This is a genomic window from Natronorubrum halalkaliphilum, assembly GCF_009834785.1.
In the GTDB taxonomy this organism is placed as follows: domain Archaea; phylum Halobacteriota; class Halobacteria; order Halobacteriales; family Natrialbaceae; genus Natronorubrum; species Natronorubrum halalkaliphilum.
Genome location: NZ_WUYX01000069.1, coordinates 118,689 through 145,686, shown reverse-complemented (window position 1 = coordinate 145,686; position 26,998 = coordinate 118,689). Strand labels below are relative to the sequence as shown.

The window sequence follows — 26,998 nt, the reverse complement described above, 5'->3', positions numbered from 1 at the left end:
AGACAGTCGTATCCACGATGTCTCCGTATGAATGAATACGGCAGGACGGTCGGTACCGGACCGCTACTCTGCCGTTGCCTCCCCACCCACCCCACTCCCCCACTCCCACTCTGCCTTTTCGATACCGGCTACTAACTCACAGATACCCTAGCAGTCCCAGAGGCCGGCATCGCCGTCGCCACATCGTTTTTCACCACCCTCGGTGTACCCTCGAGACAGAACGGTTGTGCACTCCGATACGACTGGCTCCGATGGCGACGCCGACGCCGATGCTGACACCGGCGACTCGAGGCGAGGCCTCTCCGAGAAGGAACTGTTCCTGCTGTTGTTGGTCGGTATTGCACTGCTGATGGGGCTGACCGGATTCGTCCTCATCGTCAACTGATACGGTTTGCTGTACCGGTTTACCGGTGGGACCGACGGAAATGACTTACGGCAATCCGTATCAGTCATGTCGCGTGCGCTCGTCGCCTTCGATCACGCGAGCCGCGAGATAGGTAACGAGCCCGAGCAGGACGATCATCGAGAGTAAGATCGCGAACTGAACCGCCGACTGCAACGGCGCGACTCCCCACGGGTTGACCACCGCAAAGAGCGCGACGAAGAAGACGATAATCGCGAGAGGGATGAGGTTGACCGCCAGATCGAGCGGGATTTCGGCGTCGAATGCACGTCGGCTCATAATGTGGGTGATCGAGTGATGTGGTCCGAGTGTTTGGTCGGGCGAATCGATGCTCAGCCCTGCCGATACCGTTTGATCGCTGTGCCCGCGATGGTCACTACCCCTGCGACCGCGATCGCGAGGCCGCGACTCGCGAGGCCCGTGAGGTCGTCGGCTGCGGCGACGGAGAGACTCCCGGTTCCGAGGACGTACAGCACCGATCCCAGGAGCACGAACGCGAGACCGAAACCGGTCGCGAGCGACTGCGGATTCGCGATGTGGCGCGACTCCGCGAGGATCCCGGTGACGCTCACGGCGAACAGCACGAGGCCGGCGACCGCGATTGGGAAGAGATCGACGACGATGCCGACCTCCGACAGAGCGAGTCCGAGGGCGATCAGGACGGGCCACGGGCTCGCGGTCGGTCGCTCGCGGTCGGTCGCACTCGAGTGGTCTGCCATCCGATAGGCTCGTCTACCACGTCCTGCCAGTAGTAGCTAGGGCTCGCCGTCGGAGTTCGAGAAAGTGTGCTGGCGAGGATTGTCGTGCGAAAATGGCTGCGTGCGAGCGCGGCGGTCCCGTTACTCGTCCCGATCGATGACGAACTCCGTGAACTCCCGGAGTTTCCGACCCGTCTCGTCGTCGAACTCGAGCGGCTCGATCTCCGCGCGAGCCTGTGCCGCGAGGTCGAGCGCCCGCTCGCGAGCGGACGCCAGGCTGCCGGTCTCCTCGATGATCTCGAGCGCCTCGCGGACTTCCGCGTCGGTGTTCGAGTCCGCGTTCAGGATCTCCTGCAGGCGTTTGGCCTGTTCGGAATCGCTCTGTTGCATCGCGTGGATAACCAGCAGCGTCGTCTTGCCCTCGTGGATGTCGTTGCCGAACTCCTTGCCGAAGTCGCCGGCCCGACCAAGCGAGTTTTCGACGTCCAAAATGTCGTCGCCGATCTGGAACGCGACCGCGGTCAACTCCGCGTACCTCGCGACGGCTTCCTCGACCTCGGGTGGCTGATCGGCGATGATCGCAGCCAGACGCGCGACGATCCGGCCGAGACAGCCGGTCTTGCACGCACACATCTCGAGGTACTGCTCCGGTGTGGCCCGAACCTCGCTCTCGTTGTGCCAGCAGATGTCCATCCCCTGTCCGAGGTGGGTCCGGTTGAGTTCGTACGTGAGCATCTCGTAGGCGGCGAGCCGTCGATCCGCCGGGAGGTCGGCGGGATCGTCGGCCAACACCTTCAGCGGCAGGAAGTACATCGCGTTACCGGCGTTGAGCGCGACGTCCTGCCCATAGCCGTGGTGCAGCGCCGGTTCTCCGCGACGAATCGCCGCGCCGTCCTCGACGTCGTCGACGATGATCGTGCCGTTGTGGAGGATCTCCGGAATGCACGCGTACGGAAGATACTCCGCCGGATCCTCGCCGAACCCCTCGATAAAGACAAGAAAGAGCACCGCGCGCCACCGTTTTCCGCCCCGATCGAGCAGGTCCCAGATCGGATTCGAAAGGGCCCGCTGGATGCCGTCGGGGTCGTACTCGTAGGTCGGATCGCCAAAGAACGACTCGAGGTAGTCGGTGTCGATTTCGCGTGGGACCAGATCGGCGATCGCGTCGTCGATGGCCGGCCGCCAGTCGGCAAGCGTCTTCCGCATACTCGTTCCGAGAGGGAGGGGCGTAAAAAAGATACCCGGTTCGTCCTGTCACTCACAAATAACTTCCACGCGGATTCTCGCCGCCGCGCGGACGATCGAGCGGCGCAAACGGTACAATTACCACCCCGTGTTCCCACGGCTTCTGATATGACCGCATGGATCGGTGACGTCTTTACGAGCGATGTCGGCTGGACCCACCTCGAGACCCTGGTCGACATCGGGAACCGGATGGCAGGTAGCGACGGCGAGCGCGAGGCCGCGGCGGCAACTCGGGACGCCCTCGAGGCCGTCGGCGCGAGAAACGCCCGCCTCGAGTCGTTCGACATTCAGGGGTGGACCCGCGGCGAGAGTTCGATCGCGGCCGGCGAGACCGCCCAGGACTGTATCGCGCTCCCGCGGAGTCCGTCCGAGCGCGTCACCGCGCCGCTGGTCGATCTCGGTTACGGGTTGCCCGCGGACTTCGAGGCGACCGATATCGAGGGCGCGATCGTCATGGTCCGCAGCGACATTCCGGAGTACGCCGACCGCTACATCCACCGCCGCGAGAAGTACTACCACGCGGTCGCCAACGGGGCCGCCGGGTTCGTCTACCGCAATCACGTCGAGGGCTGTCTTCCTCCGACCGGCAGCGTCGGCACGCAAGCCGATCCGATCGGCGAGATTCCGGCCGTCGGCGTCTCGAGCGAGGTCGGCGCGCGCCTGTCCCGTCGGTTCGAGGGTGACGAGGTCGAGGTGGCCGTCGAGGCCGACGTTCACGAGGCCGAAAGCCGGAACGTCCACGCCGAACTCGGCCCCGACACCGACGAACGCGTGCTCGTGACCAGCCACGTCGACGCCCACGACATCGCCGAGGGCGCACTCGACAACGGGGCCGGGACGGCGATGGTCGTCGAACTCGCGAACGCGCTGGCAAAGCGAGAGGACGACCTCGAGACCCGCGTCGAGTTCGTCGCCTACGGTGCCGAAGAGGTGGGACTGGTCGGCTCCGCCCACCACGCGGCGGAAACCGACCACGAGACGATCACGGCGATCGTCAACAACGACGGTGTCGTCCGGGATCGAACGCTTTCCCTGACGACCCACGGCTTCGACGAACTCGAGGCCGCCGCGGAAACCGTCGCCGATCGCTACGACCACCCGATCGAGACGATCCCGAAACTCGGCCCCCACAGCGATCACTGGCCGTTCGTCCAGTGGGGCGTGCCGGGCTATCACGTCATGTCGACCTCGGACGACGTCGGCCGCGGCTGGGGCCACACCTTCGCCGACACCCTCGAGAAAATCGAGCAACGGGACCTCCGCGAGCAGGCGGTCCTGCTGACGGATCTCGTCGTGCACCTCGCACGCGAGGACGTTATCGTCGAGCCGAGAACCCCCGACGCGATCGCCGCCGATCTCGAGGCGCAGGACCTCGCGGAGGGCATGCGGATTACGGGCGACTGGCCCTACGACGAGTAGCGATCGGCCGGAGTCAACCGGTATCGATCGGTCGACAGCGCCCCCTTCGGGCGACTTCCTCTCGAGCGACTCCCAACCCCACGCCTTTTTTCCGGTCCGCGCCAACGGATCGATATGGACGCCGCGTGGGCCGTCGACGAGGAGCCGGTCGTCGGAATCGTCAACTCGGAGACGGCGACGGGGATCGGGACCGAAGTAGTGGCGGATATCGACGACGAGTCCGGAACGCGATCGTTCAGGACCGACGACGCCCTCGAGAGCGTCTTGGCTGCCCACGACGGGACGGCCGTCCGCGGGGACCTCGAGGACGTGCTCGCGGCCACCCCGTCGCTGCTGGTGACGGCGGGCGCGAACGACCTTTCGGCGGCCGCTCGAGCCACCCTCGACGTACCCGTTTTGCCGGTCGGTGACGTTCCCGGCATCGAAACGGTCGATCGCGATCGGCTTCCGGCGGCGCTCGAAGCCGTACTCGAGGGAGACGTCACTGTCGAGCGCCGACCGGTTCTGGGCGTCGACCTCGAGGTGGGAGACGGTGGCTCCGGTGTCGATACCACAACTGGACTGCTCGAGACGTCCGATGACGGCCCCGAACGCGCGCTGTTCGACGTCTCGCTCGTTACCGACGAACCGGCGCGGATCTCGGAGTACAGTGTCCGGAGCCGGAACGAATCGGTCGCCTCGTTTCGCGCCGACGGTGTCGTCGTCGCGACGCCCGCGGGCAGCCACGGCTACGCGAGTGCCGTCGACACACCCCACCTCTCCTCGGCCGTCGACGCCGTCGCCGTCGCCCCGATCGCGCCGTTTGCCACGCGGACTCGGCGCTGGGTGCTCCCCGACGATGACGTCACGCTCGCGGTCGAACGCGACGAGTGTGACGTCACGCTCGTCGTCGATGGCCGGTCGGCAGGGACGGTCGCTCTCGGCTGCCGAATCACCATCGGCGTCGACGGAACGCTCTCGACGCTTTCCGTTTCCGACGAGGATCTCCTCGATCGCTAAACACGGAACGTATTCCCGCCGTTTTCGGGCCGTGACAGCGCCGCAAACGACTGCCGCTCTCGTCGACAGTAGATAGTCGATCCGACCACTGTCGGCACTCGAGTCGGTCGGGAACGAAAAAACGCGAGCGCCGGCGTCGACGGCGGGTCGTCGCGGCCGCTGTGAGCGAACCCCGAGTTAGCTGTTGTACGGCTCCTCGTCTCGGTGATTGTCCGGGTTCTCCTGTTCGAGGGCGTCGTCGACGCGGTCGTCGGACTTGTGCTCGATATCCTGTCGCCGCTGTTCTTCGTCCTGGCGCTCTCGCGCTTCCATCTCCTCTTCGGTGAGCCCTTCTTCGTCCTCGTCCTCGTCGTCGGTGTCTTCGTGTGCCAGTTCGACGTCCCGCCCGTGCTCGTCTTTGCCGGTCTCGTCAGTGGTATCGGACATACTGATCCCCGTGTTCGGATACCGTCGATCCGCGAAAAGGCGTTGGGCTTGCAAGGGTCGGCTATAGCAACAACTGGAACTGGTTATTCCGGTAGCTCCTGGACAATTCGACCACTTACCACGGTTCGCCCGACGCGAGATCGACCTCGCTGTCGCCCTTCTCGGAGGGGCAGATATCGGCCAGCACGCAGTCTGCACAGTCGGGGTTCCGGGCCGTACAGGTCGCCCGGCCGTGATCGATACAGAGGTGGGTGAACTGCTGCCAGTAGCCCTCGGGGACGAATTCCATCAGCTCCTGTTCGATCGGTTCCGGATACTCCTCCTCGGCGAGCCCGAGTCGGCGAGAGAGACGCTGGACGTGCGTGTCGACGACGATCCCCTCCACGACGTCGTGGGCGTGCTGGAGGACGACGTTCGCCGTCTTCCGGCCGACGCCCGAAAGTTCGGTCAGTTCGTCCATCGTGTCCGGCACCTCGCCGCCGTGGTCCTCGAGAATCGACTCGCAGGAGCTCTTGATGTAGCCTGCCTTGCTGTTGTAGTAGGTGATCGAGTTCAGATCCTCGGCGAGTTCCGCCTCGGGTGCGGCCGCGTAGTCCTCGGCCCCGTCGTACTTCTCGAAGAGGTGTTTCGTCTCTTTGTTCACGCGTTCGTCCGTACACTGGGCCGAAAGAATCACCGCGATCAGCAACTCGAGGCGGTTCGAGTACCGCAGCGAAATCGTCGAGTCCGGATACGCCTCCTCGAGGCGGTCGATGACTTCTTCGGCCTGTGCCTCGCGGCTCTCGAGCGGGGTTCCCATGGAAGATCCGTTGCGAGAGCGGCCATTTGAGCGTATCGGTCACCGGTCGACGAGTGCGTATTCGACGTCAGGACTGATCGTTCGAGAGGGGCAGCGATGTCTCAATCTGTGCAGCTACTCACCGCTCGTAGGGCTGTTTTCCGGCTGGACCACGACCGGCACGGACGCCTCGCGGAGCACCGCCTCGCTCGTGCTCCCGAGAAGAATCGTCTTGAACGTCGACGTCCCGCGCGAACCGAGGCAGATCAGATCGACGTCGTGGCCGTCGGCGTACGTCAAAATCTCCCGTTCTGGAACTCCCTGCTGAATGCGGCAGACGGCCTCCACGTCGGCTGCGTCGGCAGCCGCTTCGACCGACTCGAGTATCGCTTCGCCCTCGGACCGGAGCGTCCGTTCTACCGTCTCCGGATCCACGATGGCGCTGTCGTATTCGGTTCGCGTCTCGATCACGTACAGCGCGTGCAGCGTCGCACCGGTTACCGCCGCGAGGTGGACTGCGTGCTCCGTCGCCGTTCGAGCACAGTCGCTCCCGTCGGTAGCGAGCAAAACGTCGGTGTACATCGGATACCCGTCCTTCGCGTGCCAGCTATATGATTGCTTTCGAGCCTTCGTCCCGTCACCCCGTCTATAGTACCAACTGGAACTGTTTACACACCGATCGCACTGCCGCGGTTCTCACCTTTCGGGCTCCGAACCGCGCTTCCGTCGTGCGATCGGGTGTGACCTGGCTTCCAGTGGCTACTATAACGGACGCCGCACCGGATCACTGACATATTTGGTCTCGGTGTTCGAACGAACGGTATGGACGACCAGCCGACCGCCAGTCACAGCATCGCCGACCGATGACGGGCTTTTCCCGCCGCTATCTGCAGGTAGTCGTTCGGTTCTTTCCCCTCGCGTTGGCGTTTCTCCGGGATCGACGCCGATTCCTGCTGTTCGGCCCGTCCCGACGGGTCTCGACCGCAACCCACCGCAGACGCGCCGAACGGCTCACCGAGGCGTTCCTCGATCTCGGGCCGGCGTTTATCAAGATCGGGCAAGTGCTGTCGACCCGGCCGGATATCGTGCCGCCGGTGTACGTCGACGAACTCTCGACGCTGCAAGACGAGGTGCCGGAGGACGCGGGCGGTGATCCGCTGACCGTCGTCGAGTCCGAACTCGGCGAAGAACTCGATCTCGATACGATAGAGCCGGTCGCCGGCGGCTCGCTCGCGTTCGTCTACACCGCCGAGTACCGGGGCGACCGAATCGCATTGAAGGTTCGACGGCCGGACCTTCTGTCGATCGTCGAACGAGACCTGCGGGTTATCAGGGGACTGCTTCCCGTTCTCACGACGTTCGCGAACGAGAGCCAGCGCTACTCCATCGAGAACGTCGCCGACGACTTCGAGGAGATCATCCTCGAGGAACTGGACTTCGAGCGGGAGGCATCGATCATGGCGGAGATCGAGGAAAACCTCGCCGACGAAGACCGGGTCGTCATTCCCAGCGCCTATCCGAAACTGTGTTCGAATCGCGTGGTGGCGATGGAGTACGTCGAGGGGGCGAAGATCATCGACGATCGAGCGCTCACGGAGCGAGGGATCGACCCGAACGAGATGGCGACGCTGATCGCCCGAACGTATCTGAAGATGGGGCTCGTCGACGGAGTCTTTCACGCCGACCCACACCCCGGTAATCTCGCGGTGACCGACGCGGGGAAACTGGTTATCTACGATTTCGGGATGAGCCAGCGACTCACCTCCCGGGAGCAAGACGACATCACCGACCTGTATCGATACCTCGTCCGTCGCGACGTCGACGGCCTGCTCAACACGCTTATCGCACTCGAGGTCCTCGAGCCGACGGTCGATCGGGTCGCCGTCCGACAGGTGCTTGAACTGGTCATCGAGAACCTCGAGGGCCGATCCGACGTCACGTGGCACGCGATCATCACCGAGTTGCTCTCGATGCTCCACGACTTTCCGTTCCGGATCCCGCCGAACGTGATGTTACTCATCCGGGTCGGCACGGTCGGCGAGGGCGTCTGTCGAAGCCTCGATCCGGAGTTCGACTTCATTGCGGTCACGCGATCGTTCCTCGCCGACTACGGCTTCATCGAGAGCGAGTTCGAGGCGCTGTTCGCGGAGTTGCGAACCGACGTCCGCGCGTCGGCTCCCGTCCTCGCTCGAGCGCCGGCCCGGTTCGACACCGTCTTCGGGCAACTCGAGCGCGGCGAACTCGTCGTGAGAACTGACCCGGTCGAATCGACCAGCGGGGGCGATCCGGCGGTCGGCTACGCGATCGTCGCCGGCTCCCTGTTCGTTGCCGCTGCCGTTCTGACGGGACACGACCAGCCGGTCGAAATTCCGAGCCTACTTCTCGCGCTCGTCTTTCTCGGCCAGTACGTCCGCCTGCGAGCCGCGGGCTGAACCGGGTACGGGAACGGGTGTCCGGAGCAGGCAACGGCATCAAATCTTCGGACTGGACCAACGCTCGAGATAGTCGAACAACCGGACGAACTGCCGTTCCCTGCAGATGGAATTTTCCCACCCGCTTATACGACAGTTCCTCGAATGACGAAGTATGCACGTTCTTGTTCCAATCGACGACTCCGACCCGGCCCGAGACGCCGTCGAACACGCCGTTACGACCTTTCCCGACGCCACGATCACGGCGCTTCACGTGATCAACCCGTCGATGTCGATGTACCGCGGCGATATGGCGTACAACTACGAGCGGTTCATCGAAATCGAGCAGGAAAAGACCGACGCGTTGTTCGAGACGGCCCAGACGATTGCGGACGACCACGAGATCACGCTCGAGACGGAGACCATCGTCGGTGCCCCCGTTCGCGGTATCGTCGACTTCGCGGAGGAGCACGACGTCGATCAGATCGTTCTCGGAAGTCACGGCCGTTCGGGCGTTTCACGCGTTCTTCTGGGCAGCGTCGCCGAACAGGTGGTTCGCCGTGCGACGATGCCGGTGACGGTTGTCCGATAATTCGACCGATTTCGGACGCCCTTGTCTCCACGCACAGTCCCTCACAGACGACTGTTCAGTGCGGACGATGCTTTCACGGTGTGGGAACACGACCCGGGCTACTTGTGTTCACTGCTCGACGTATCGCCTGCTAAAACGATGACCGAATGCCAAATAACAGACGGAAACGGGACCACTCGCGGTACGTGTGAAGTGGACGAAATCTTCCGTCTGCTCTGCGACTCACGACGGCGGAGAATCGTCACCACCCTGGAAGCCTGCGAGAGAAACCGGGTGCAGACTCCCGAACTCCTTTCGTGGGTGACCCGCGAAGAGGCGACAGTCGAGAGTTGGCGACGGGAACTGTATCACGTCCACCTGCCGATGCTCGACGATGTCGGACTCGCCGACTACGACCGGCAAGACGAGATGATACGATACTACCACTGCGAGCTGGTTTCGGACGTCCTCGACGTCATCGATTCTGCCGTCACGAACCGCAGTTGACCACCGAGTCACTCGAGTTCCGAGGCGTGATAGTCACCGCATAGAGACGGTGTGAGACTTTTTAGCCTCGTCCGATGTCGGTACGCACATGTCAGTTGACGAACTACAGGAGTACGGATTGGCCGAAATGACCGACGAGGAAATACGATCGTTCCTCGCGTCCCAAAAGACCGGCGTTCTCGGGCTTCCCACCGATGACGCGCCCTACCTGCTCCCGCTGTCGTTCGGCTACGACGGAGATACGCGACTCTACTTTACGTTTCTTCAGGGCTCGAACAGCCGGAAAGCGACGTTGAGCGAGACGGCATCAGGAGCGAGCTTTCTGGTCTTCGCCGTCGATACGCTGTACAACTGGCAGAGCGTCCTTCTGTCAGGACGAATTTCGGCCGTCCCCGAATCGGCCTGGGATGAACTCGAGGAGTTACTGGAAGACGTGTGGCGCCCCGCACTCCTCGAGTCCGCGTCGTTGTCCGGCGATATCGACGTGTACGAGTTTCGGGTCGACGACCAGACGGGAATCAAGCATCAGGGACTCCCACCCGCGCTCGAGCGAGACGACGACTGATGCGGCCTGCCGTACCTGTGTACCGGAGCGTCGTCGCGTGTTATCGAAGCCACTGAGCGAGGGGCACCCAGGTTCTGCTGGGAGGATGACTGAAGTGGGAACGCGGAGTCCCTCCCGTTCCCGGTCACTCGGATGTATCGTCGTAGAACTCGTCGTGGGCCTCGAGGGCGGCGAGTTTCGGCGGCGCTCGCTGGCGGATGATCATCACGTCGTAGGCCTCCTCGTCGGCGAGGTGGACGCCGACGCTCGTCAACGGCGTCACGACTCGGCCGACGTTGTCGCTGCCGAGGAAGACGGTACTGGGATCGTGCTCGAGAATCAGCCGCTCGATGTGGCCGGCGAGTCGTGCTTCCGGCGGAAATTCACGGATACACTCGTACTCGAACGACGCGTTCGGTGCAAGGTTCGTGACTTGCCCTCGCAACCGTTCGACGACCGACTCGACGTCGTAAGACTCCTCGGCCCCGATCCAGCCTTTCTCCCTCGCATAGCGTTTCCGCTCGGGGACCACGGCAACCGCCGTGACATCTTCGTCGAGTGCCTGCCCGTACTCGACCGCTCTGACGAGGGCCGCTTCTGCGAGCGCTGACCCATCGAACGGGACGACGAACGTCATATCCGCTCTATTCACACCCTGGGCAATAACTCCGGGGGACCACCTGCCGTGGCGTGTCCCGATTGGCGCGGTTTCCGGTTCGTTACGCGGATTCGACCTCGATATCACCGACCTGCGACGATTCGTGATACGCACAGATGTACCTCGTCATTTCCTCAGTGGCGACGACGCCGTCGAGAGTCACCTCGTCGCCCTCGTCCTGTGCGTCGTCGCTCTGGTAGTCGTCGACGATTTCGTCGTTCTCGTCGCGAATCTCGAGGTTGTGTAAGATTCCATCCGCGTTGATCCACGTGAAATCGTACTCTTGGCCCTCGATGAGGGTGATCGTCGGGTTCTCTTCGCCATCGATTTGCTCCGGTTCAATGCCGGTCCACGCCTCGACCCGCCCCTCGAACTCGAACGCCTCGACGTCCTCCCAGTCTTCAGCGGCGACATCCGCTTCGTCGTCGTTTCCGTTTCCGTTTTCGTCCTCGTCCACGTCGTCCTCCTCGCCGGGTCCGCCACATCCAGCGAGGGCCATCGTTCCCGCGGCGCCTGCGACTGCCAGTGCTTCCCGTCGTGAGAAGCGGTTGCTGTCGAACATCGCAGTGAACGGATTCTGTCAGTGACAATAATGGATGTGCACCCTCCAGTTGACAGTCCTGATTGATAGAACAACTGCCGAAGTGGCTGACACTTGATCGTAGCGCTGTCATTCGATCAGGTGTCAGCGACGTTCAGCGGTTCCTGTGGTAGATCGGTGTGGCCTGCACGGACACCTGCCTGTCGTTGCTGATGTAACCGCGAAACACCTGCCGGCCGCGACACGTCCGCGGTTGCATCGATTCTCGTTACAGTAACCCGTCAGGCGGTCAACACCGGACGATCCGCCGTCCGAACCACCCGTTCCGCGACGCTACCGATCTTCCCCGTCCGTTTGTGGCTCTGGCCCTGAAATCCGATCACGATCAGGTCGGCGTCCAATTCCTGGCCTTTCGCCTGAACTTCCTCCCAGGGTCGGCCGTGACAGACGTTCCAGGTACACTCGACGCCCACGTTGTCCGCCCGGTCTCCGAGTTCTCGGAGCATCGCTTCGCCTTGCTCCTCGAGGTTAGTAAGGACGATTTCCGCGCTGCTCAGGGCCGGTTCTCCGTACCGATGCGTCTCGACGCAGTACATCGCGTGGACCCGTGCGTCGTATCTGTCTGCGAGTTCGAGTGCGTGCTCTACCGCCCGGTTCGACGGATCGCTCCCGTCGGCGGGAACCAGAATCGTGTCGTACATTGGACACAACTATCCACGTCGAAACTCGATAAATAGCTCACACTCGATTCGTTGATATGTCCGCTCCCCGCACCGTGGGTCCGGTTCAGGCCGTGATCACCGGCCGGTCGACGTTTCTGACCACTCGTTCCGCGTTACTACCGATCTCGCCGCCGGAGCCGAGACCGCGATTCCCGAGCACGACCAGGTCGGTGTCGATCGTTTCGGCGTACTCGCTGATCTCCTGATGGGGGCGTCCGTGTCGAATTTCGATGGTCACGTCGATGTCCGCTCGCTGCTGGATATCCTCGAGGAGTTCCCGTCCACGGCTCTCGAGTTCCTCGGTCGCCGCTGCCGAGTCTCCGAGCACCGAGTCGCCGTACCGTCGCGTGTCGACGACGTAGATCGCGTGGAGCGGCGCGTCGAACGTCGACGCGAGATTCATCGCGTGGTCGACTGCGCGGTTCGCTGGCTGACTCCCGTCCGTCGCGACCAGTATCGTATCGTACATCGGTGTGGATTCTCACCACCGGGCGACACATATACGTTACAGTGGCCTCGAACGCGGTCGGCCCCTCCCGCACTCGGTCACCGTCGTCGTTCCGGATCGATCTCGAGCGCCCGGTCGTCGACGGACGGGCCGTTTTCGTCGTCCGACCGCCACCGTACTCCGTCTCGGTCCAGTAACCGAACGCTCTCACAGCGTGGACACCGCAGCGGGTAGACCGGCTCTCGTTCGCCCGTGACGACGACCTCGTGGTTCCAGGGATGGCGCCAATCGTGGCCGTACAGCCGGCACTGCCAGTTCAGGTATCCCATATCGTGCCCTACGTTGGCACGGGTGCTAAGTCGATCGGTCAGGGGACGAGAATCCGTTTCGCGACGTCCGGCTGGCTGCGGGCTCGAATGCGAGACGAAGCAGTGAGGTGAGCCGAAAAGGAATCTCGAGAAGGCTGGAAGACGAGGATCAGTAGCGGTCGAAGTACCGATCCTGGACCTTCACGAAGACGGCCATCAGCAGGGCGAAGACGAGCGCGGCGGCCGCGATCTGGGCCCAGTGGACCAGTCCCAGCGGCTCGACGTCGAACAGCAGCTGTCCGGTCGGCGTGTAGAGGACGAGCAGCTGGAGGACAGCGGCGACGCCGACTGCGAGCACGAGCCAGCGATTGGTGAAGATCCCGAGCCCGTACCGGAAGCGAATCGCCTGGATTCGGACGATTTCGAAGACGACGAACCCGGTAAATACCATCGTTTGTGCGAGTTCGCGGCTCGGATCATAGCCGGGACTCCAGCCGAGCAGGGCACCGGTCACGTCGTAGCCCGGAATCAGCTCGCCGAAATAGTTGAGGGTGAACAGCGGGAGCAGACAGACCGTCATGAAGAGGGCGATGCCGACGATGGACGTGACGATCCGGTCGGTGATGACGCCCTCGTCCGGCGGCCGCGGGTCGCGTTCCATGATGTCCTCGGCGGGTGGGTCGACGCCCATCGAGAGCGCGGGGATGCCGTCGGTGACGACGTTGATCCAGAGGATCTGGATCGGCGTGATGACGAGACCGAGTCCCGCCATCGAGCCCGTAAAGACCATCGTCACCTCACCGCCGTTGCCCGACAGCAGATAGTTGACGAACTTCCGAACGTTGTCGAAGATTCGTCGGCCGCCCTTGACCGCGTCGCGGATCGTCGCAAAGTTGTCGTCCAGCAGGACGATGTCGGAGGCCTGTTCGGTGACGTCCGTTCCGCGAATCCCCATCGCGATGCCGACGTCAGCGTTCTTGACCGCGGGGGCGTCGTTGACCCCGTCACCGGTCATCGCGACCGTGTGGCCTTTGGCCTGTAACGTCTGGAGAATGCGCGTCTTGTGGTCCGGCGACGTCCGCGCGAAGATGTCGACGTCGTCGACGATATCTCGAAGTTCCTCGTCGCTTATCCCCTCGAGTTCGGGACCCGTAATCACCCGCGTCGAGCGGAGGCCGACTTCCTCGCCGACCGCCTTCGCGGTTACCGCGTTGTCGCCGGTGATCATCACGACGTTGATCCCGGCGTCGAGACAGCCCGCGAGCGCGCCCGGCACTTCGGAGCGGGGCGGATCGAGCATTCCCTGGAGGCCGAGGAAGACCATCTCCTGCTCGAGGGTTTCATCCGGCGACTTGGCCTCCGCCTCGGGGACGTCGGGCCGGTAGGCAAACCCCATCACGCGCAGCGCGTCCTCGCCGAATGCCTCGTTCTGTTGCTCGATCTCCCCGCGGCGCTCATCGGTCAATTCGGCGATTTCGCCGTCGACGAGTTCACGGTCACAGCGCTCGAGGACGGTCTCCGGCGCCCCCTTCATATAGGCGACCGTCTCGCCGTCGGGCGTTTCGTGAGTCGTCGTCATCCGCTTTCGGGCGGAGGTGAACTCGACTTCGCCGAGCCGAGGGTAGGCTGTGGCGAGTTCGCGGTGGTCGAAGCCGGCCTTCTTGGCGGCGACGAACAGCGCGATTTCGGTGGGGTCACCGAGAAACGTTTGCTCCGACTCGCCGTGTTCGGCCTCGCCGCCAGTCTCGCCTTCCACATCACCGTCACCGTCGTCGCGCTCTCGAGTGCCGATATCGACGTTGTTACAGAGCATTCCACAGCGCAGAATCTCGGCTACGTTCGCCTCGTCGACCGGTTCGCCGTCCCGGCGGAACTCGCCGTCGGTGGCATAGCCGGTGCCGGTTACCTCGTAAAGTTCGCGACCGGTAGCGATCCGCTGGACCGTCATCTCCTCCTCGGTGAGCGTCCCGGTCTTGTCCGTACAGATGACGTCGACCGACCCCAGCGCCTCGACGATCGGGAGTCTGCGGACGAGCGCGTTCTGGTCGGCCATCCGTCTGGCCCCCAGCGCCAGCGAGAGGGTGACCACCGCCGGAAGCCCCTCGGGGACGGCGGAGACGGCGATGCCGACCGCCGTCAGGAACACCTGCAGCGGCTCGGTGTCGCCGATGAGGAGTTCGGCGACCGCGATGACGGCGACGGCCCCGACGACGACGCCGGCGATGATCTTCCCCAATCGATCCATCTCCGACTGAAACGGCGTCGCTCTGTCCTCGGCCTCCTCGAGCGCCGTCGCGATCTGTCCGATCTCGGAGCCTGGGCCGGTCTCGACGACGACCGCCGTCCCGGAGCCGCGCTCGACGACGGTGTCCTTGTACAGCATGTTCTCCCGTTCGGCCAGCGACGTCTCGGCGTCGACCTCGCCGACCGCTTTCGAGACGCCGACGCTCTCGCCGGTCAACGCGGCCTCGTCGACGCTGAGGTTCGACTCCGCGACGATCCGGGCGTCCGCCGGGACGATGTCGCCCGAGTCGACGAAGATCACGTCGCCCGGAACGAGTTTCGTCGCGTCGATCTCGGTTTTCTCGCCGTCGCGTCTGACGAGCGCGTAGGTCGTCGACATCTCCTTTAACGCCTGGATGCTCTGCTCGGCTCGGTAGTCCTGGACGAAGCCGAACAGCGTGATGAAGACGACGATACCGCCGATTACCGCCGCATCGATCGTGTGGCCGACAGCGGCCATCACGACGGCGGCGACGATCAGTACCCAGATCAACGCCGAAGAGTACTGCTCGAGGAGAATCCTGAGCGGCGATGTCCCCTCCGTCCCCTCGATTTCGTTCGGCCCTTCGCGCTCGAGGCGCTCGCGTGCGTCGCTCGCTTCCAGCCCTCGCTCCGAGCTCTCGAGTTCCGCGTACACGTCCTCGAGAGGGCGCGAGTGCCAGTCGTTTTCCGTTGCGGATTCGGTTCGCTCGTATTGCTCAGACCGTGACACGTGTGTATAGTTGCTGCCAATAGCGTCGTATATAGTTGCAATCCCCGGACTGCGGGAATTGTCTCCATTCTTCCTAAGCCGCTAACTCCCCGTCTCTCGTTAGCCGCCAGTTGGAGTCGCGGCCAATCGACCGAATCGGCGACGATACGCGTCGTCAGCCGGTCGGGGAGAACGTGACCAACCACCCGTCGTTGCCCCGTTGCTCGACGCCGACCGTAACCGTCTCGCCGAGTTCGACTTCGTCGGCATCTCGCAGCTGTCCGGTGAGTTTGACGCCTTCATCGAACGTCGCGATGCCGACCGTGTACGGCGTCTCGTCGGCGTACGCCGGGATCGTACTGAATATTCGCGTCGACGCCGTCACCGCCGCCGTCTCCGACAGCGACCGTTCCTCGAGCGTTCGGGTTCCACACTCCGGACAGACCGTCCGCGGCGGTAACGCGGTCGAGCCACACTCCTCGCAGGCGAGATAGACCGGCTCGCCGTCGTCGATTCCCTCGGCGAAGTCGATGAACCACGGCTGCATGGTTACGCACCCCCCGTTCGCAGCACGTTGACGACGCAACTCGCGCCGCTACCGCCGACCGTGTGGGTGAGACCTACGGTCGGATCGTCGAGCTGATTCGGGTGTCGCCCCTCGAGTTGTTTCGTGATCTCGACGAGTTGGGCGACGCCGGTCGCGCCGACGGGGTGGCCCTTCGCCAGCAATCCGCCGGAGGTGTTGACCGGAATGCGGCCGTCGGCGGCCGTCTCGCCCTCGAGCGCGCCGCGGGTGCCTTCGCCGCGCTCGAAGAACCCGAGCGACTCGACGGCCAGAATCTCCGCGATCGTAAAGCAATCGTGGAGTTCGACGACGTCGATATCGTCAGGACCGACGTCGGCGCGTTCGTAGGCAGTTTCGGCGGCCCGTTCGGCCGCCCGCGTTCGCGACAGATCCCGCCGATCCTGCAGGGCCAGGGAGTCGCTCGATTGCCCACTGCCGGCGAACTCGACGGTCGTCCCGAGGCCGTGCTCGTCGGCGTAGCGCTCGCTCACGAGGACGGCCGCGCTCGCGCCGTCGGTTATCGGACAGCAGTCCTGGAGGTTCAGCGGGGTCGCGATCGGCGGCGACTCAAGCACACTTTCGACGTCGGTCTCCTCCTGGCGCTGGGCGAGGGGATTGGAGACGCCGTTTTCGTAGTTCTTCACCGCGACGGCGGCGAGGTCTTCCTGCGAGGCGTCGAACTCGTTCATGTACGTCTGTGCCATCAGCGCGTAGATGCCGGGAAACGTGAGGCCGGCCTCGTTCTCGTACTCGTTGTCCGCGGCGTTTGCAAGCGCGTCGGTGATTTCGCCGATACCGCTCGCGGACATCATCTCGACGCCGCCAACGAGTGCGACGTCGGCGTCGCCAGATTCGATCGCCTGCACGCCCGACCGAGCCGCCGAACTCGCGGAGGCACACGCGCTCTCGATTCGCATCGACGCCGCCTGTCGCGCACCGAGGTAATCGGCGACCATCGCACCCACGTGGGCCTGATCGTCGGTGACGTCACCGACGAAATTGCCGACGTACAGCGTTTCGATGTCGTGAACCGAAAGCGATGCGTCCTCGAGGGCCTCGAGTGCGGCGTCGGTGAACAGCTCGCGGGTCGACGAGTCGGGGTGTTTCCCGAACGGTGTGCTGGCGACGCCAGCGATCTGGACGGTCATGCGCCGACCGCTACCACGATACGGCTCTTAGTACCCCCAGTGATTACTCATCCAACATGACTCATTACGGGCGCGATATATCAGTTAACGGACTGACACAAACGGCTTTGTAGGCCTTCGGTGTAGGGGGCGCGGAATGCTCGACAGCAAGATCGCAATCGTCACCGGCGGCGCAATCGGGATCGGAAAGGCAATCGCCGAGCGGTTTCTCGAGGACGGCGCGACCGTCGTTATCGCCGATATCGACGAGGAGGACGGGGCGGCAGCCGCGGACGAACTCGACTGCCGGTTCGAACGGTGTGACGTTCGGGAGTACGACCAGGTCGAAGCGCTCGTCGAGGGCACCGTCGAGGAGTTCGGCGGCCTCGACGTCATCGTGAACAACGCCGGCATCTCGAGCGTGACGTCGGTCGAGGAAATGGAACTCGAGGAGTGGGAGGCGGTTCTCGAGACAAACCTCGACGGCGTCATGCACGGCACCAAAGCCGCCATGCCACACCTCAGAGAGTCCGACGGCTGCGTCATCAACCTCGGTTCGATCTACGGACTGGTCGGCGGGCAAGGTGCCGCCTCCTACTCCGCCGCGAAAGGCGGGGTCGTCAACTTCACCCAGCAGGTCGCGATCGACTACGCCGATCAGGGGGTCCGCGTCAACAGCATCTGCCCGGGCTTCGTCGAGACGCCGATGACCGAGGACTTGCTCGAGGACGAGCGCTTCTACAACTTCATCGAGCAGAAGACGCCGATGGATCGCCACGGCCAACCCGAGGAGATCGCCCCTATGGCGGCGTTTCTGGCCTCCGACGAGGCATCGTTCATCACCGGTGCAAACATTCCGGTGGATGGCGGCTGGACGGCGTTCTAACGTATCGAGCGACGAGGCAGCACCAACCACACAATCGACAGACGGAGATTTCACATGAACTACAAGCAGTTCGTCGGACAGGTCCAGCACAGACTCGAGTACGCGCAGTTCGGGCAAGCGGTCAGGGCCAGTCGCGCTGTCCTGACGACGCTCGGCGAACGCCTTCAGGAGGGCGAAGCGACGGATCTCGCCAGCCCGCTGCCGATGGAGATCGATCGCTATCTGACCGAGGCCGAGCACGGCCAGCGCTTCGACTATGGGGAGTTCCTCGACCGAGTCGCCGAGCGCGAGGGCGTCGATCGATCGGACGCGAACTATCACGCCCAGCAACTCCTCGCCGTTATCGCGGAAATCGTTCCCCACGGGAATCTCGAGAAAGTCCGGAACCAACTTCCCGACGAGTACGAGCCGCTGTTCGAACTGATCGACCGTGATACCGACGGGCCCTGACGGAACTGTGAGGGCGGCTGGAACCGCTTCGCTGGACGAGCGGGCGACCGAACTCGCTGGCGAGACGCCGCCGGGTCCGATCAGGCGTGTCAACCGGCCGAAAGCGGCTGCCCGTGACTGGTACGACACGCTAAGTGAGTGGTACGACACGGTCGCCGACCCGTTCGAGTCCCGGCCACGGGCGTCGGGAATCGAACTCCTCGACCCCACGCCCGGAGAGCGCGTCCTCGATGTCGGCTGTGGGACCGGAACCGCACTCGTTGACCTCACGCATCGCGTCGGGCGGGACGGTTCGGGCGTCGGTATCGACCTCGCGGACGGGATGTGTCGCATCTCGCGACGAGCCCTCACGAACGCCGGACTTCAGGAGGGCCACGTCGTCAAGGGCGATGCGGCCGCGCTGCCGTTCGCGGATACGACGTTCGACGCGCTCTTTGCCAGCTTCGTTCTCGAACTGTTCGATACGCCCGAACTGGTACCCGTCCTCGAGGAGTGGCAACGCGTCCTGACATCCGGTGGCCGACTCTGTGTCGTCTCGCTCTCGCGCCGCGAGGCCGGTCCGCTCACGTGGCTCTACGAATCGGTCCACGATCGGATGCCGACGTACGCCGATTGTCGCCCGATTTTCGTCCGCGATACGCTTCGCGAGGCCGGATTTCGAATTACCGCAACGCGCGAGTCCGCCGTCTGGCGGTTTCCGGTCGAAATCGTTTGCTGCCGTCCAGAGTGACGCCCGCACTCGAGTGTGACCGTGCTCGCCGTCGAGTGTGTGTATTATGTCAACTGACCTCGTATTGTAGTCCATGGGTGACAAGATCCTCCTGCCGTACGACGGTTCGGGTCCAGCGAAGAAAGCACTCGAGTACACCATCGAAAAATTCCCGGACGCCGAGATCACTGCGCTGTACGTCGTTCCGGTACCGGAGAACTATTCGGCGGCGTTCGAGGAGTCCAAAAACAGGATCCCGGAACCTGAACAAGCCACCGAGCGCGGCCGCGACATCCTCGATGACGCGGCGGCGATCGCCGACGAGCTCGGTCACGAGATCGATACCGACGTCGATACCGGACAGCCGGATCACGTCATCGTCGACCGCGCCGAAACGGACGGGTTCGACTCGATCGTCGTCGGCAGTCACGGCCGCGAGGGCGTCTCCAGAATCCTGCTGGGCAGCGTTGCGGAAAGCGTCGTGCGTCGAGCGCCGACCCCGGTTATCGTCGTTCGGTAATCGCGGTCTCGATACTCGTTGCAACCGTCATCGTCGTTCCAGCCGACGAACTCGACGGGAACCACGACGAACAACGCGAGAAGCGGGATTGAACGGACACCGTCTCGACGCCGCCCGAGCACGCGCGCCTCGTGGCGTGGATTTACTATCGTCACCGACCTACGAGAAACCCATGGCGGATACGATTCTCGTCCCACACGACGGCTCGACTCACGCACAGGCCGCACTCGAGTACGCCCTCGAGACGTTTTCCGACGCGCGAATCGTCCTCTTTCACGCGATCGATCCGTTCGCAGTGGTCCCCGACGCCGAGGACCAACTGCCGCCGCTGTCCGACGAGTGGCACGACGAACAGCAAGCGGCGGCGGCCGCCCTCTTCGAGGACGCTCGAGACGCTGTCGACGAGGGAGAGTCGGCGCTCGAGACCGCGACCTCGGTCGGGAACCCTCCGCAGGCGATCATCGCCTACAGCGAGGATACGGATATCGACCAGATCGTCATGGGGAATCGGGGACAGCGCGGCGTCGACGGCTTGCGTCTGGGAAGCACTGCGAATCTCGTCGTCGAACGCGCTCCCGTTCCGGTGACGGTCGTTCGGTAGGTGTCTCGGACGGACCCGTTGTATAGTAACAACTGAACTGTTTACACACCGATCGCACAGCTGTCGGCGATCGGGTGTGCACCGACTTCCAGTGGCTACTATCAGCAAGCTGAATCCCATCTGTGCCGGCTACTCGAATTGAATCGCCGGTCGGACCAGTCGCTCGGATGCCGTGACCTTTAAGCGGTCTTCATCCGCGTATCCGGATATGAAAGCGACCGCCATGGCCCACCCGATTCAGGGGTTGGTCAAGTATCACGGAATGCGCGACGATATCAAGCGGCTTCCGTACCACGACAGTATCAGCCTCTGTACGGCACCGAGCCACACTCGTACCACCGTCGAGTTCTCGATGGACTACGAGGAGGACACCTTCGTCGTCGACGGCGAGGAACTCGACGGCCGCGCCTACGAGCGCGTCGAAGCCGTCGTCGAAAAGGCGCGCTCGAAGTCCGACGCCGCACACACCGTCTACCCCGTTCGGCTCGAGAGCGAGAACAGCTTCCCCTCGAACGTCGGGCTGGGATCGTCTTCCTCGGGCTTTGCGGCCGCCGCGATGGCGCTCGCCGAAGCGGCCGACCTCGACGCCTCGCGACAGGAAATCTCGACTATCGCCCGCGTCGGCTCGGCTTCGGCCGCTCGAGCGGTCACCGGTGCGTTCTCCCAGCTACACACGGGACTGAACGACGAGGACTGCCGCTCTCGGCGAATTCCGACCGATCTCCACGAGGACCTCAAGATCATCGTCGGACTTGTCCCCTACCACAAGGAGACCGAAGACGCCCACGATGAGGCCGCCGACAGCCACATGTTCCAGGCCAGGAACGCCCACATCCACGGCCAGATCGCCGAGATGCGCGATGCCCTGCGGAACAACGAGTTCGAGACCGCGTTCGAACTCGCTGAACAGGACTCGCTATCGCTGGCCGCGACCACGATGACCGGTCCGAAGGGCTGGGTCTACTGGCAGCCCGCCACGCTCGAGATCTTCAACCGCGTGCGAAAACTTCGCGAAGAAGAGGACATTCCGGTCTACTTCTCGACGGACACGGGTGCCAGCGTCTACGTCAACACCACCGAGGAACACGCCGAAGAAGTCGAAGAAGCGATCTCGGACTGCGGCGTCTCCACGACCACCTGGGACGTCGGTGGCCCCGCGCAGTTACTGGACGAGGAAAAGCACCTGTTCTAGAACCGAACTTTTGCGCTGCATGCGGTCGCCTCGCGACCGCATTCGACAACGTCTTCGGCTGATCGGCGCTCTCGGACACCGCGTTCATCCTCGAGCGACTCGAGAGATCACACAGCCGTCCCCAGCCAAAAAAATGCCGGCCGGCCAGTGGGACGCCTCGAGTCCGGCACCTCCTACTCGTCGAGCGGCCGCCACGTTCGCGGCGAATCGTTCAGCCGCTCGCAGCCGTCCTCGGTGACGACGACCAGATCCTCGATGCGGACGCCGAACTCGCCCTCGAGGTAGACGCCGGGTTCGACGCTACAGACCATTCCCGGCTCGAGTTCGCGGTCGTTCTCGCTCGTGATGTACGGCGGCTCGTGAACGTCGAGGCCGACCCCGTGGCCCGTCCGGTGGATGAACGCCTCGCCGTAGCCCCGGTCCTCGAGTACCTCGCGGGCGGCGCGATCGACCTCGCGGGCCTCCACGCCCGGTTCGACGGCCTCGACGCCGGCGTTGTGGGCGTCGAGGACGGCCTCGTGAACCTCGCGGAACGTCTCGGACGGCTCGCCGTCGAACACGACGGTTCGGGTCTGGTCGCCGGGATAGCCCTCGAACCAGGTTCCGAAATCGAGGACGACGGGGTCGCCGGATTCGATCGTGCGTTCGCCGTGGCGGTGGTGTGGCCGAGCCCCGTTCGGGCCGGAGCCGACGACGGTTTCGAAGGAGACGCCGTCGCCGCCGACCGCGGCGAGTCGATCCTCGATCTCGGCCGCGAGTTCGCGTTCGGTCATGCCGATCGCGTCCGCGCCGAGCGCGCGAATCTCCTCGCTGACGGCGTCAGATAGCCGCGCCGCCTCGCGGAGGCGCTCGAGTTCGGCCTCGTCCTTTCGAATCCGGAGCCCCTCGAGAACCTCGCTCGCGAGGCCGAACGAGGCCTCGGGGAACGTCGCCCGGAGGTCCTGAGTGAACAGGGCCCACATGCGGTCGTCGACCAGCAGGCGGCCGCCCCCGAGATCGAGTTCGTCGCCGACCGTCTCGAGGAGCGCCGTCGGATCTTCGTCGTCGCCCCACGCGCGGACGTCCGTAATTGGGGACTCGTCTTTGATCTGGGCGTCGTACATCTCGGGTGCGACGAACAACGCCGTCTCGGTTGTGACGAACAGGAACAGGTGGCGTTCCATCGGCTCGTCGTCAAACCCCGAGAGGTAGTACATGTTCGAACTCGGGAAGCAGACGACTGCGTCGGCTCCCGCGTCGTCCAACCCCTCGCGGGCTCGCTCGAGTCGGGTTTCGATAACGGTTTCGTCGATCATGTGTCGGTGGTTTCGATCACTCCGACCTGAGCCGTTCGGTTTCTTCGCGATCGATCTCGTCGTCTTCGGTGATCGCGACGCCGTAGTCCTCCCGGGCCGACTCGCGGGAGACGTAGCCGTCGATCACGTCCTCGAGGACGGCTTCGGGATCCCGGTCGTGGGGATCGCCGTAGCCGCCGCCCCCGCCGGTGCGGTTGGAGATGACCTCGCCCTCGTGGAACGTTCCGCGGAACATCCCGACCCAGAGCTCGTCGTCGTCGTAGATGTCGGTGTTGTCGACGAGGACCTGGACGCGGTCGTCGGCGTCGTCGTCGAGATCGAGGACGATGCCGTTTTTTGCCCCGGGTTCGCCGCCGTCGATCCCCCAGCCGGGCTTGCGCGTCTTCTGGATGATCGAGAGCGCGCCGACCGGATGCTCGACGCGGTAGTCGCGTCGGAGTCCCAGTCCGCCCCGCTGTTCGCCGGCGCCGCCGGAGTCCTGGCGCAAGGAGAGTTCGTCGAACGAGATCGGGGCCTTGTTCTCGAACACTTCGACGGGGATGTTCTGAACCATCGTCTCGGTGATGTGCATCACCGAGTTCGCCCCGTCGTGTTCGTCCGTTGCACCCCAGCCGACGGCGTCGTTGTTGGCCTCGACGAACTGGCGTCCCGTTTCGGGATCCTCGCCGAACAGCATGACGTCGTTCAGGTCGCCGCCGGAGCTGGCGGGGATCCGGTCGGGCATCGCCTTCGCCAGCGCCTTGAAGACGACGTCGACGCTGACGATACCGGTCCAGATGGTAAACGTCGGCGCGGGATAGCTCGCGTTGAAGAGGTTGCCCTCCGGCGCGTGAACCGAAAGCGGCGCGTACTGGCCGGCGTTCGAGGTCTCTTCGGGCGTCGTAATCGATTTGAAACAGAGCTTGCAGACGGTTTCGGTCATCCCTCGCGGAATGTTCAGCGGCTCGTCGACCTGGTCGGACGACCCGGAGAAGTCGACGTGGAACTCCTCGCCGTCGATGGTCACCTCGACTTCGATCCGGATGAGATCTCCGGTCGTCCCGTCCGCGTAATCGACCGCGGACCACGTCCCGTCGGGCAGTTCTCGCACGGCGTCGCGGGCGGTTCGCTCGCCGTGGCCCTGGATGCGCTCGATACAGGTGTCGACGGTCTCGCCGCCGTACTTTCCGTGCAGTTCCTGTAAGCGCTGTTTACCGGTTCGAATCGCGGCGATCTGGGCGTTGAGATCGCCGAGGACCTTGTCCGGAAGACGGGAGTTGAACCGGATCAGGTCCAGAATCTCTTCGTCAGGCTCGCCTCCTTTGTACACTTTCGTCCCCGGGAAGATCATGCCCTCCTGGTGGACGTCCGTCGAGTCGAGGACGTACCCCTCGTCTTTCGCGCCGAGGTCGAGCCAGTGGGCGCGCGTGGCCGCGTAGCCGATGAGCTCGTTCTCCTCTCGTGGCACCTCCGGGCCCTCGCGGAAGATCGGCGCGAACACGCCCACGTCGAGCGTGTGCGTCGAACTCCAGTAGGGGTAGTTCATCAGGATCACGTCGCCCGGGTTCATGTTCTCCTCGCCGACGTGCTCGACGACCTTCTCTAAGGCGTAGTCGTTCGCGCCGAGGAACAGGGCGAGTCCGGGCGAGTCCGCGATCAGGTTGCGGTCGCGATCGTACAGCGAGATGCCGAAGTCCAGAATCTCGTAGATGATCGTGTTGTACGCCGTTCTGATCAGCGTCCGCTGCATCTCCGTCGCGGCGGACGTGAGGTAGTTTCGCACCACTTCGACCGTGGCGGCGTCGATCTCGTCGGCGGCGGTCGCGTCGCTCATTGGGCGTCACCTCCGCTGATGACGAGCTGTCCGTACTCGTCGACGGTCGCGGTCTGATCCGAGTGGAAGACGATGGTCGTGGTCGGCTCCCGGACGACCGCCGGACCGTCGATCGACATCCCCGAACGCAGGTCGCCGCGGTCGTAGACGTCGAACGCGGTTCGCTCGTCGACGGCAAAGCAGTAGGCGTCCCTGCTCCCGATCGGCTCGGGCGTCCCGTCGACGGGATCCTCGCGCTCGAGCGGCGGTTTGTCGTTGCGGCCGATGGCGCGGACCCGCTGGTGGACGACCTCCGGCGGATCGTCCATCGCGTGGCCGTACCGATCCTCGTGTTTGTCCTCGAAGCGATCGCTGACTTCGTCGATCGTCTGGATCCCGTTGGCGTCCACTTCGACGGTGTGTTCCTGCCCGAGATAGCGCATCTCGAGGGTGTGCTCGAGATCGATCTCGTCCTCCTCGAAGCCCTCGTCGGTGAGGGTCTCGAGCGCCTCGGCGTCGAGGTCGTCGAACGTCGTCTCCAGATCCGAGAGTTCGAGGTCGGTCAGGGCTTCGATGTTCGTCCGCGCGAAGTCGTAGACGACGTCGGCCATGAGCATGCCGAGCGCCGAGAAGACCGAGGGAGCCTTGGGGACGACGACCTCTTCGACGCCCATCTCGCGAGCCAAAAGCGGCACGAACATCGGTCCCGCGCCGCCGAAGGCCATCATCGAGAACTCCCGCGGATCGAGTCCCTTCTCGATGGTGATCTCGCGGATCGCGCCGACGGTGTTCGCGAGCGTCACGTCGAAGACGCCTCGAGAGACGTCCGTCACGCTCGAGTCGAGGGGGTCGGCGAGCGTCTCGTCGATCGCCGCTTTCGCGCCGTCGGCGTCGAGTTCCATATCGCCGCCGAGGAAGTCGTCGGGATCGATGTAGCCCAGCGCGACGGCTGCGTCGGTGACCGTCGGTTCGGTGCCGCCGTGACCGTACGCGACGGGTCCAGGGTCCGCGCCCGCGCTCTGGGGTCCGACCTTGAGGAGTTCGCCGTCGAGCCACGCGATCGAGCCGCCGCCCGCGCCGATGGTTCGAATGTCGTAGACAGGGATCATCAGCGGCTGGTGCTCGAGCCGAGAGTCGTACTTGACGGCCGGCGTGCCGTCTTCGATGACGCAAGCGTCGAGGCTAGTCCCGCCCATGTCAACGGTGATGAGATCGTCCCGGCCGGTTTCGCGGCCGACGTTCGACGCCCCGATGAGGCCGCCGGCGGGTCCCGAGAGGATGGTGTGGACCGGCGCGTCGGTCGCGCTGTCCGCGGTGAGCGTGCCGCCGCCGGACCGGGTGACGAAAAACGGCGCGTCGAACCCCTCGTCGGTCAGTTCCGAGTCCAAATTATCGATGTACGTCTCGAAGATCGGTTTGATATACGCGTCCATCACGGCCGTGCTCGTGCGCTCGTACTCGCGGTACTCGCGGGTGATGTCGCTCGAGATGGAGACGCTGACGTCGGGGTAGGCCTCGCGGACGATCCGCGCCGCCGCTCGTTCGTGAGCGGGGTTCCGGTAGGAGTGGAGGAAACAGATGGCGATCCCGTCGACGTCTTGCTCTTCGACGAGCTGCGCCGCGGCGTCCCTGATGGCGTCTTCGTCGAGGGGCTCGACCTCCTCGCCGTTGGCGTCTAACCGTCCGGGGACGCCGACGCGCCGTCGTCGGGCGACGATCGACTCGGGTTTCTGGTACCGGATATCGTACATCGATTCCCGTTCGACGTTCGTCCGACCGATCTCGTAGACGTCCTCGAACCCCTCGTTCGTGATGATGCCGGTCGCCGCCCCCTCCCGCTCGAGGACGGCGTTGAGACCCAGCGTCGTCCCGTGGACGAACGCCTCGGTGTCCTCGAGGGTCGCGCCGACCTTTTCGATCGAGGAGAGGACGCCGGATTCGGGCTCGTCCGGGGTCGTCGATGCTTTCTCGACGGTGACGTCGCGGGTCGATCGATCGAACGTGATCGCGTCGACGAACGTGCCACCGATGTCAACTGCAAGTCGTTCTGTCACGTGTTATCGCACCTCAGTACGCTGACCGAGGGAGGGTATCGTAATATAATTTGTGCTGAAATCTTCTCATTCTACCCGTATCGAAAAGAGGTAGTAACGAAGCGGAGACATAACACGTTCTTTGAGTACTTATCGTCAACTGCGGTGCCCGAAGA

30 protein-coding genes are annotated in these 26,998 nt (G+C 64.0%); 13 read left to right on the top strand and 17 right to left on the bottom strand.

The window, feature by feature from the left end:
• Positions 1 to 226: 226 nt before the first annotated feature.
• Positions 227 to 385, top strand: coding sequence for a hypothetical protein (locus GS429_RS18845; RefSeq protein WP_160067059.1), 159 nt, complete (start codon positions 227 to 229; stop codon positions 383 to 385).
• A 60-nt stretch (positions 386 to 445) separates the two neighbouring features.
• Here the strand turns inward: GS429_RS18845 and GS429_RS18840 are convergent, their stop codons facing one another.
• The 3 genes from GS429_RS18840 to GS429_RS18830 all read right to left on the bottom strand — a co-directional run bounded on the left by GS429_RS18840 (position 446) and on the right by GS429_RS18830 (position 2,307).
• A complete protein-coding gene (locus GS429_RS18840; RefSeq protein WP_160067057.1) occupies positions 446 to 682 on the bottom strand; it encodes a DUF6684 family protein in 237 nt (78 codons plus the stop codon).
• A 53-nt stretch (positions 683 to 735) separates the two neighbouring features.
• Positions 736 to 1,122: a DUF7541 family protein gene (locus tag GS429_RS18835; RefSeq protein WP_160067055.1), complete on the bottom strand. Its 387-nt coding sequence runs from the start codon at positions 1,120 to 1,122 to the stop codon at positions 736 to 738.
• A gap of 120 nt (positions 1,123 to 1,242) precedes the next feature.
• Positions 1,243 to 2,307, bottom strand: a complete 1,065-nt coding sequence (locus GS429_RS18830) for a polyprenyl synthetase family protein (protein WP_160067053.1) — start codon at positions 2,305 to 2,307, stop codon at positions 1,243 to 1,245.
• 147 nt (positions 2,308 to 2,454) lie between these two features.
• Here GS429_RS18830 and GS429_RS18825 point away from each other — a divergent pair, with 147 nt between their 5' ends.
• Positions 2,455 to 3,765, top strand: coding sequence for a M28 family peptidase (locus GS429_RS18825; protein WP_160067051.1), 1,311 nt, complete (start codon positions 2,455 to 2,457; stop codon positions 3,763 to 3,765).
• A gap of 114 nt (positions 3,766 to 3,879) precedes the next feature.
• Positions 3,880 to 4,764, top strand: coding sequence for an NAD(+)/NADH kinase (locus tag GS429_RS18820; RefSeq protein ID WP_160067049.1), 885 nt, complete (start codon positions 3,880 to 3,882; stop codon positions 4,762 to 4,764).
• 177 nt (positions 4,765 to 4,941) lie between these two features.
• Here GS429_RS18820 and GS429_RS18815 read toward each other — a convergent pair whose 3' ends face one another.
• From GS429_RS18815 to GS429_RS18805, 3 genes are all read right to left on the bottom strand, one after another.
• Complete coding sequence (locus tag GS429_RS18815) at positions 4,942 to 5,190, bottom strand: hypothetical protein (RefSeq protein ID WP_160067047.1); 249 nt, start codon at positions 5,188 to 5,190, stop codon at positions 4,942 to 4,944.
• A gap of 115 nt (positions 5,191 to 5,305) precedes the next feature.
• Entirely contained in the window at positions 5,306 to 5,989 is a 684-nt protein-coding gene (gene nth, locus GS429_RS18810; protein WP_160067045.1) for an endonuclease III, read from the bottom strand.
• Positions 5,990 to 6,103: 114 nt separating this feature from the next.
• Positions 6,104 to 6,550 carry a universal stress protein gene (locus tag GS429_RS18805; RefSeq protein WP_160067043.1) on the bottom strand — a complete coding sequence of 149 codons (447 nt, stop codon included), beginning with the start codon at positions 6,548 to 6,550 and terminating at the stop codon, positions 6,104 to 6,106.
• Positions 6,551 to 6,831: 281 nt separating this feature from the next.
• Here GS429_RS18805 and GS429_RS18800 point away from each other — a divergent pair, with 281 nt between their 5' ends.
• The 4 genes from GS429_RS18800 (at position 6,832) to GS429_RS18785 (ending at position 10,022) form a co-directional block, all read left to right on the top strand.
• Positions 6,832 to 8,400, top strand: coding sequence for an ABC1 kinase family protein (locus tag GS429_RS18800; RefSeq protein WP_160067041.1), 1,569 nt, complete (start codon positions 6,832 to 6,834; stop codon positions 8,398 to 8,400).
• 154 nt (positions 8,401 to 8,554) lie between these two features.
• Positions 8,555 to 8,971, top strand: a complete 417-nt coding sequence (locus tag GS429_RS18795; protein WP_160067039.1) for a universal stress protein — start codon at positions 8,555 to 8,557, stop codon at positions 8,969 to 8,971.
• 192 nt (positions 8,972 to 9,163) lie between these two features.
• The gene (locus GS429_RS18790; RefSeq protein ID WP_328821486.1) at positions 9,164 to 9,457 is read left to right on the top strand and encodes a DUF7344 domain-containing protein; all 294 of its coding nucleotides are present in this window, start codon (positions 9,164 to 9,166) and stop codon (positions 9,455 to 9,457) included.
• Positions 9,458 to 9,545: 88 nt separating this feature from the next.
• Positions 9,546 to 10,022, top strand: coding sequence for a pyridoxamine 5'-phosphate oxidase family protein (locus tag GS429_RS18785; protein WP_160067036.1), 477 nt, complete (start codon positions 9,546 to 9,548; stop codon positions 10,020 to 10,022).
• A 124-nt stretch (positions 10,023 to 10,146) separates the two neighbouring features.
• Here the strand turns inward: GS429_RS18785 and GS429_RS18780 are convergent, their stop codons facing one another.
• The 8 genes from GS429_RS18780 to GS429_RS18745 form a co-directional block, all read right to left on the bottom strand.
• Positions 10,147 to 10,638, bottom strand: a complete 492-nt coding sequence (locus GS429_RS18780) for a universal stress protein (protein WP_160067034.1) — start codon at positions 10,636 to 10,638, stop codon at positions 10,147 to 10,149.
• Positions 10,639 to 10,720: 82 nt separating this feature from the next.
• Positions 10,721 to 11,221 carry a cupredoxin domain-containing protein gene (locus tag GS429_RS18775; RefSeq protein WP_160067032.1) on the bottom strand — a complete coding sequence of 167 codons (501 nt, stop codon included), beginning with the start codon at positions 11,219 to 11,221 and terminating at the stop codon, positions 10,721 to 10,723.
• A 260-nt stretch (positions 11,222 to 11,481) separates the two neighbouring features.
• Positions 11,482 to 11,901, bottom strand: coding sequence for a universal stress protein (locus GS429_RS18770; RefSeq protein ID WP_160067030.1), 420 nt, complete (start codon positions 11,899 to 11,901; stop codon positions 11,482 to 11,484).
• An 85-nt stretch (positions 11,902 to 11,986) separates the two neighbouring features.
• On the bottom strand, positions 11,987 to 12,391 hold the full coding sequence (locus GS429_RS18765; protein ID WP_160067028.1) for a universal stress protein: 405 nt from the start codon (positions 12,389 to 12,391) through the stop codon (positions 11,987 to 11,989).
• A gap of 77 nt (positions 12,392 to 12,468) precedes the next feature.
• Entirely contained in the window at positions 12,469 to 12,699 is a 231-nt protein-coding gene (locus GS429_RS18760; protein ID WP_160067026.1) for a hypothetical protein, read from the bottom strand.
• 148 nt (positions 12,700 to 12,847) lie between these two features.
• Positions 12,848 to 15,673: a cation-translocating P-type ATPase gene (locus GS429_RS18755; RefSeq protein WP_328821485.1), complete on the bottom strand. Its 2,826-nt coding sequence runs from the start codon at positions 15,671 to 15,673 to the stop codon at positions 12,848 to 12,850.
• A gap of 154 nt (positions 15,674 to 15,827) precedes the next feature.
• On the bottom strand, positions 15,828 to 16,199 hold the full coding sequence (locus GS429_RS18750; protein ID WP_160067024.1) for a Zn-ribbon domain-containing OB-fold protein: 372 nt from the start codon (positions 16,197 to 16,199) through the stop codon (positions 15,828 to 15,830).
• A gap of 2 nt (positions 16,200 to 16,201) precedes the next feature.
• A complete protein-coding gene (locus GS429_RS18745) occupies positions 16,202 to 17,365 on the bottom strand; it encodes a thiolase domain-containing protein (protein ID WP_160067022.1) in 1,164 nt (387 codons plus the stop codon).
• A gap of 136 nt (positions 17,366 to 17,501) precedes the next feature.
• On the opposite strand from GS429_RS18745, the gene budC reads away from it, so the two are divergent.
• From budC to mvaD, 6 genes are all read left to right on the top strand, one after another.
• Entirely contained in the window at positions 17,502 to 18,230 is a 729-nt protein-coding gene (budC, locus tag GS429_RS18740) for a meso-2,3-butanediol dehydrogenase (RefSeq protein WP_160067020.1), read from the top strand.
• Positions 18,231 to 18,284: 54 nt separating this feature from the next.
• Positions 18,285 to 18,680 carry a DUF2267 domain-containing protein gene (locus GS429_RS18735; RefSeq protein WP_160067018.1) on the top strand — a complete coding sequence of 132 codons (396 nt, stop codon included), beginning with the start codon at positions 18,285 to 18,287 and terminating at the stop codon, positions 18,678 to 18,680.
• Between the two features lie 7 nt (positions 18,681 to 18,687).
• Positions 18,688 to 19,410, top strand: a complete 723-nt coding sequence (locus GS429_RS18730; RefSeq protein ID WP_328821484.1) for a class I SAM-dependent methyltransferase — start codon at positions 18,688 to 18,690, stop codon at positions 19,408 to 19,410.
• Between the two features lie 73 nt (positions 19,411 to 19,483).
• Positions 19,484 to 19,909, top strand: a complete 426-nt coding sequence (locus tag GS429_RS18725; protein WP_160067016.1) for a universal stress protein — start codon at positions 19,484 to 19,486, stop codon at positions 19,907 to 19,909.
• A 172-nt stretch (positions 19,910 to 20,081) separates the two neighbouring features.
• The gene (locus tag GS429_RS18720; RefSeq protein ID WP_160067014.1) at positions 20,082 to 20,510 is read left to right on the top strand and encodes a universal stress protein; all 429 of its coding nucleotides are present in this window, start codon (positions 20,082 to 20,084) and stop codon (positions 20,508 to 20,510) included.
• Between the two features lie 208 nt (positions 20,511 to 20,718).
• A complete protein-coding gene (mvaD, locus tag GS429_RS18715) occupies positions 20,719 to 21,702 on the top strand; it encodes a phosphomevalonate decarboxylase MvaD (RefSeq protein ID WP_160067012.1) in 984 nt (327 codons plus the stop codon).
• A 173-nt stretch (positions 21,703 to 21,875) separates the two neighbouring features.
• On the opposite strand, the gene GS429_RS18710 is transcribed toward mvaD, so the two are convergent.
• The 3 genes from GS429_RS18710 to GS429_RS18700 are packed head-to-tail and all read right to left on the bottom strand — an operon-like array spanning position 21,876 to position 26,843.
• Entirely contained in the window at positions 21,876 to 22,997 is a 1,122-nt protein-coding gene (locus tag GS429_RS18710) for a M24 family metallopeptidase (protein ID WP_160067010.1), read from the bottom strand.
• 16 nt (positions 22,998 to 23,013) lie between these two features.
• Complete coding sequence (locus GS429_RS18705) at positions 23,014 to 24,810, bottom strand: hydantoinase B/oxoprolinase family protein (protein ID WP_160067008.1); 1,797 nt, start codon at positions 24,808 to 24,810, stop codon at positions 23,014 to 23,016.
• Positions 24,807 to 26,843 carry a hydantoinase/oxoprolinase family protein gene (locus GS429_RS18700; protein ID WP_328821483.1) on the bottom strand — a complete coding sequence of 679 codons (2,037 nt, stop codon included), beginning with the start codon at positions 26,841 to 26,843 and terminating at the stop codon, positions 24,807 to 24,809. Before GS429_RS18700 ends, GS429_RS18705 begins: the two co-directional genes overlap by 4 nt.
• Positions 26,844 to 26,998: the final 155 nt, after the last annotated feature.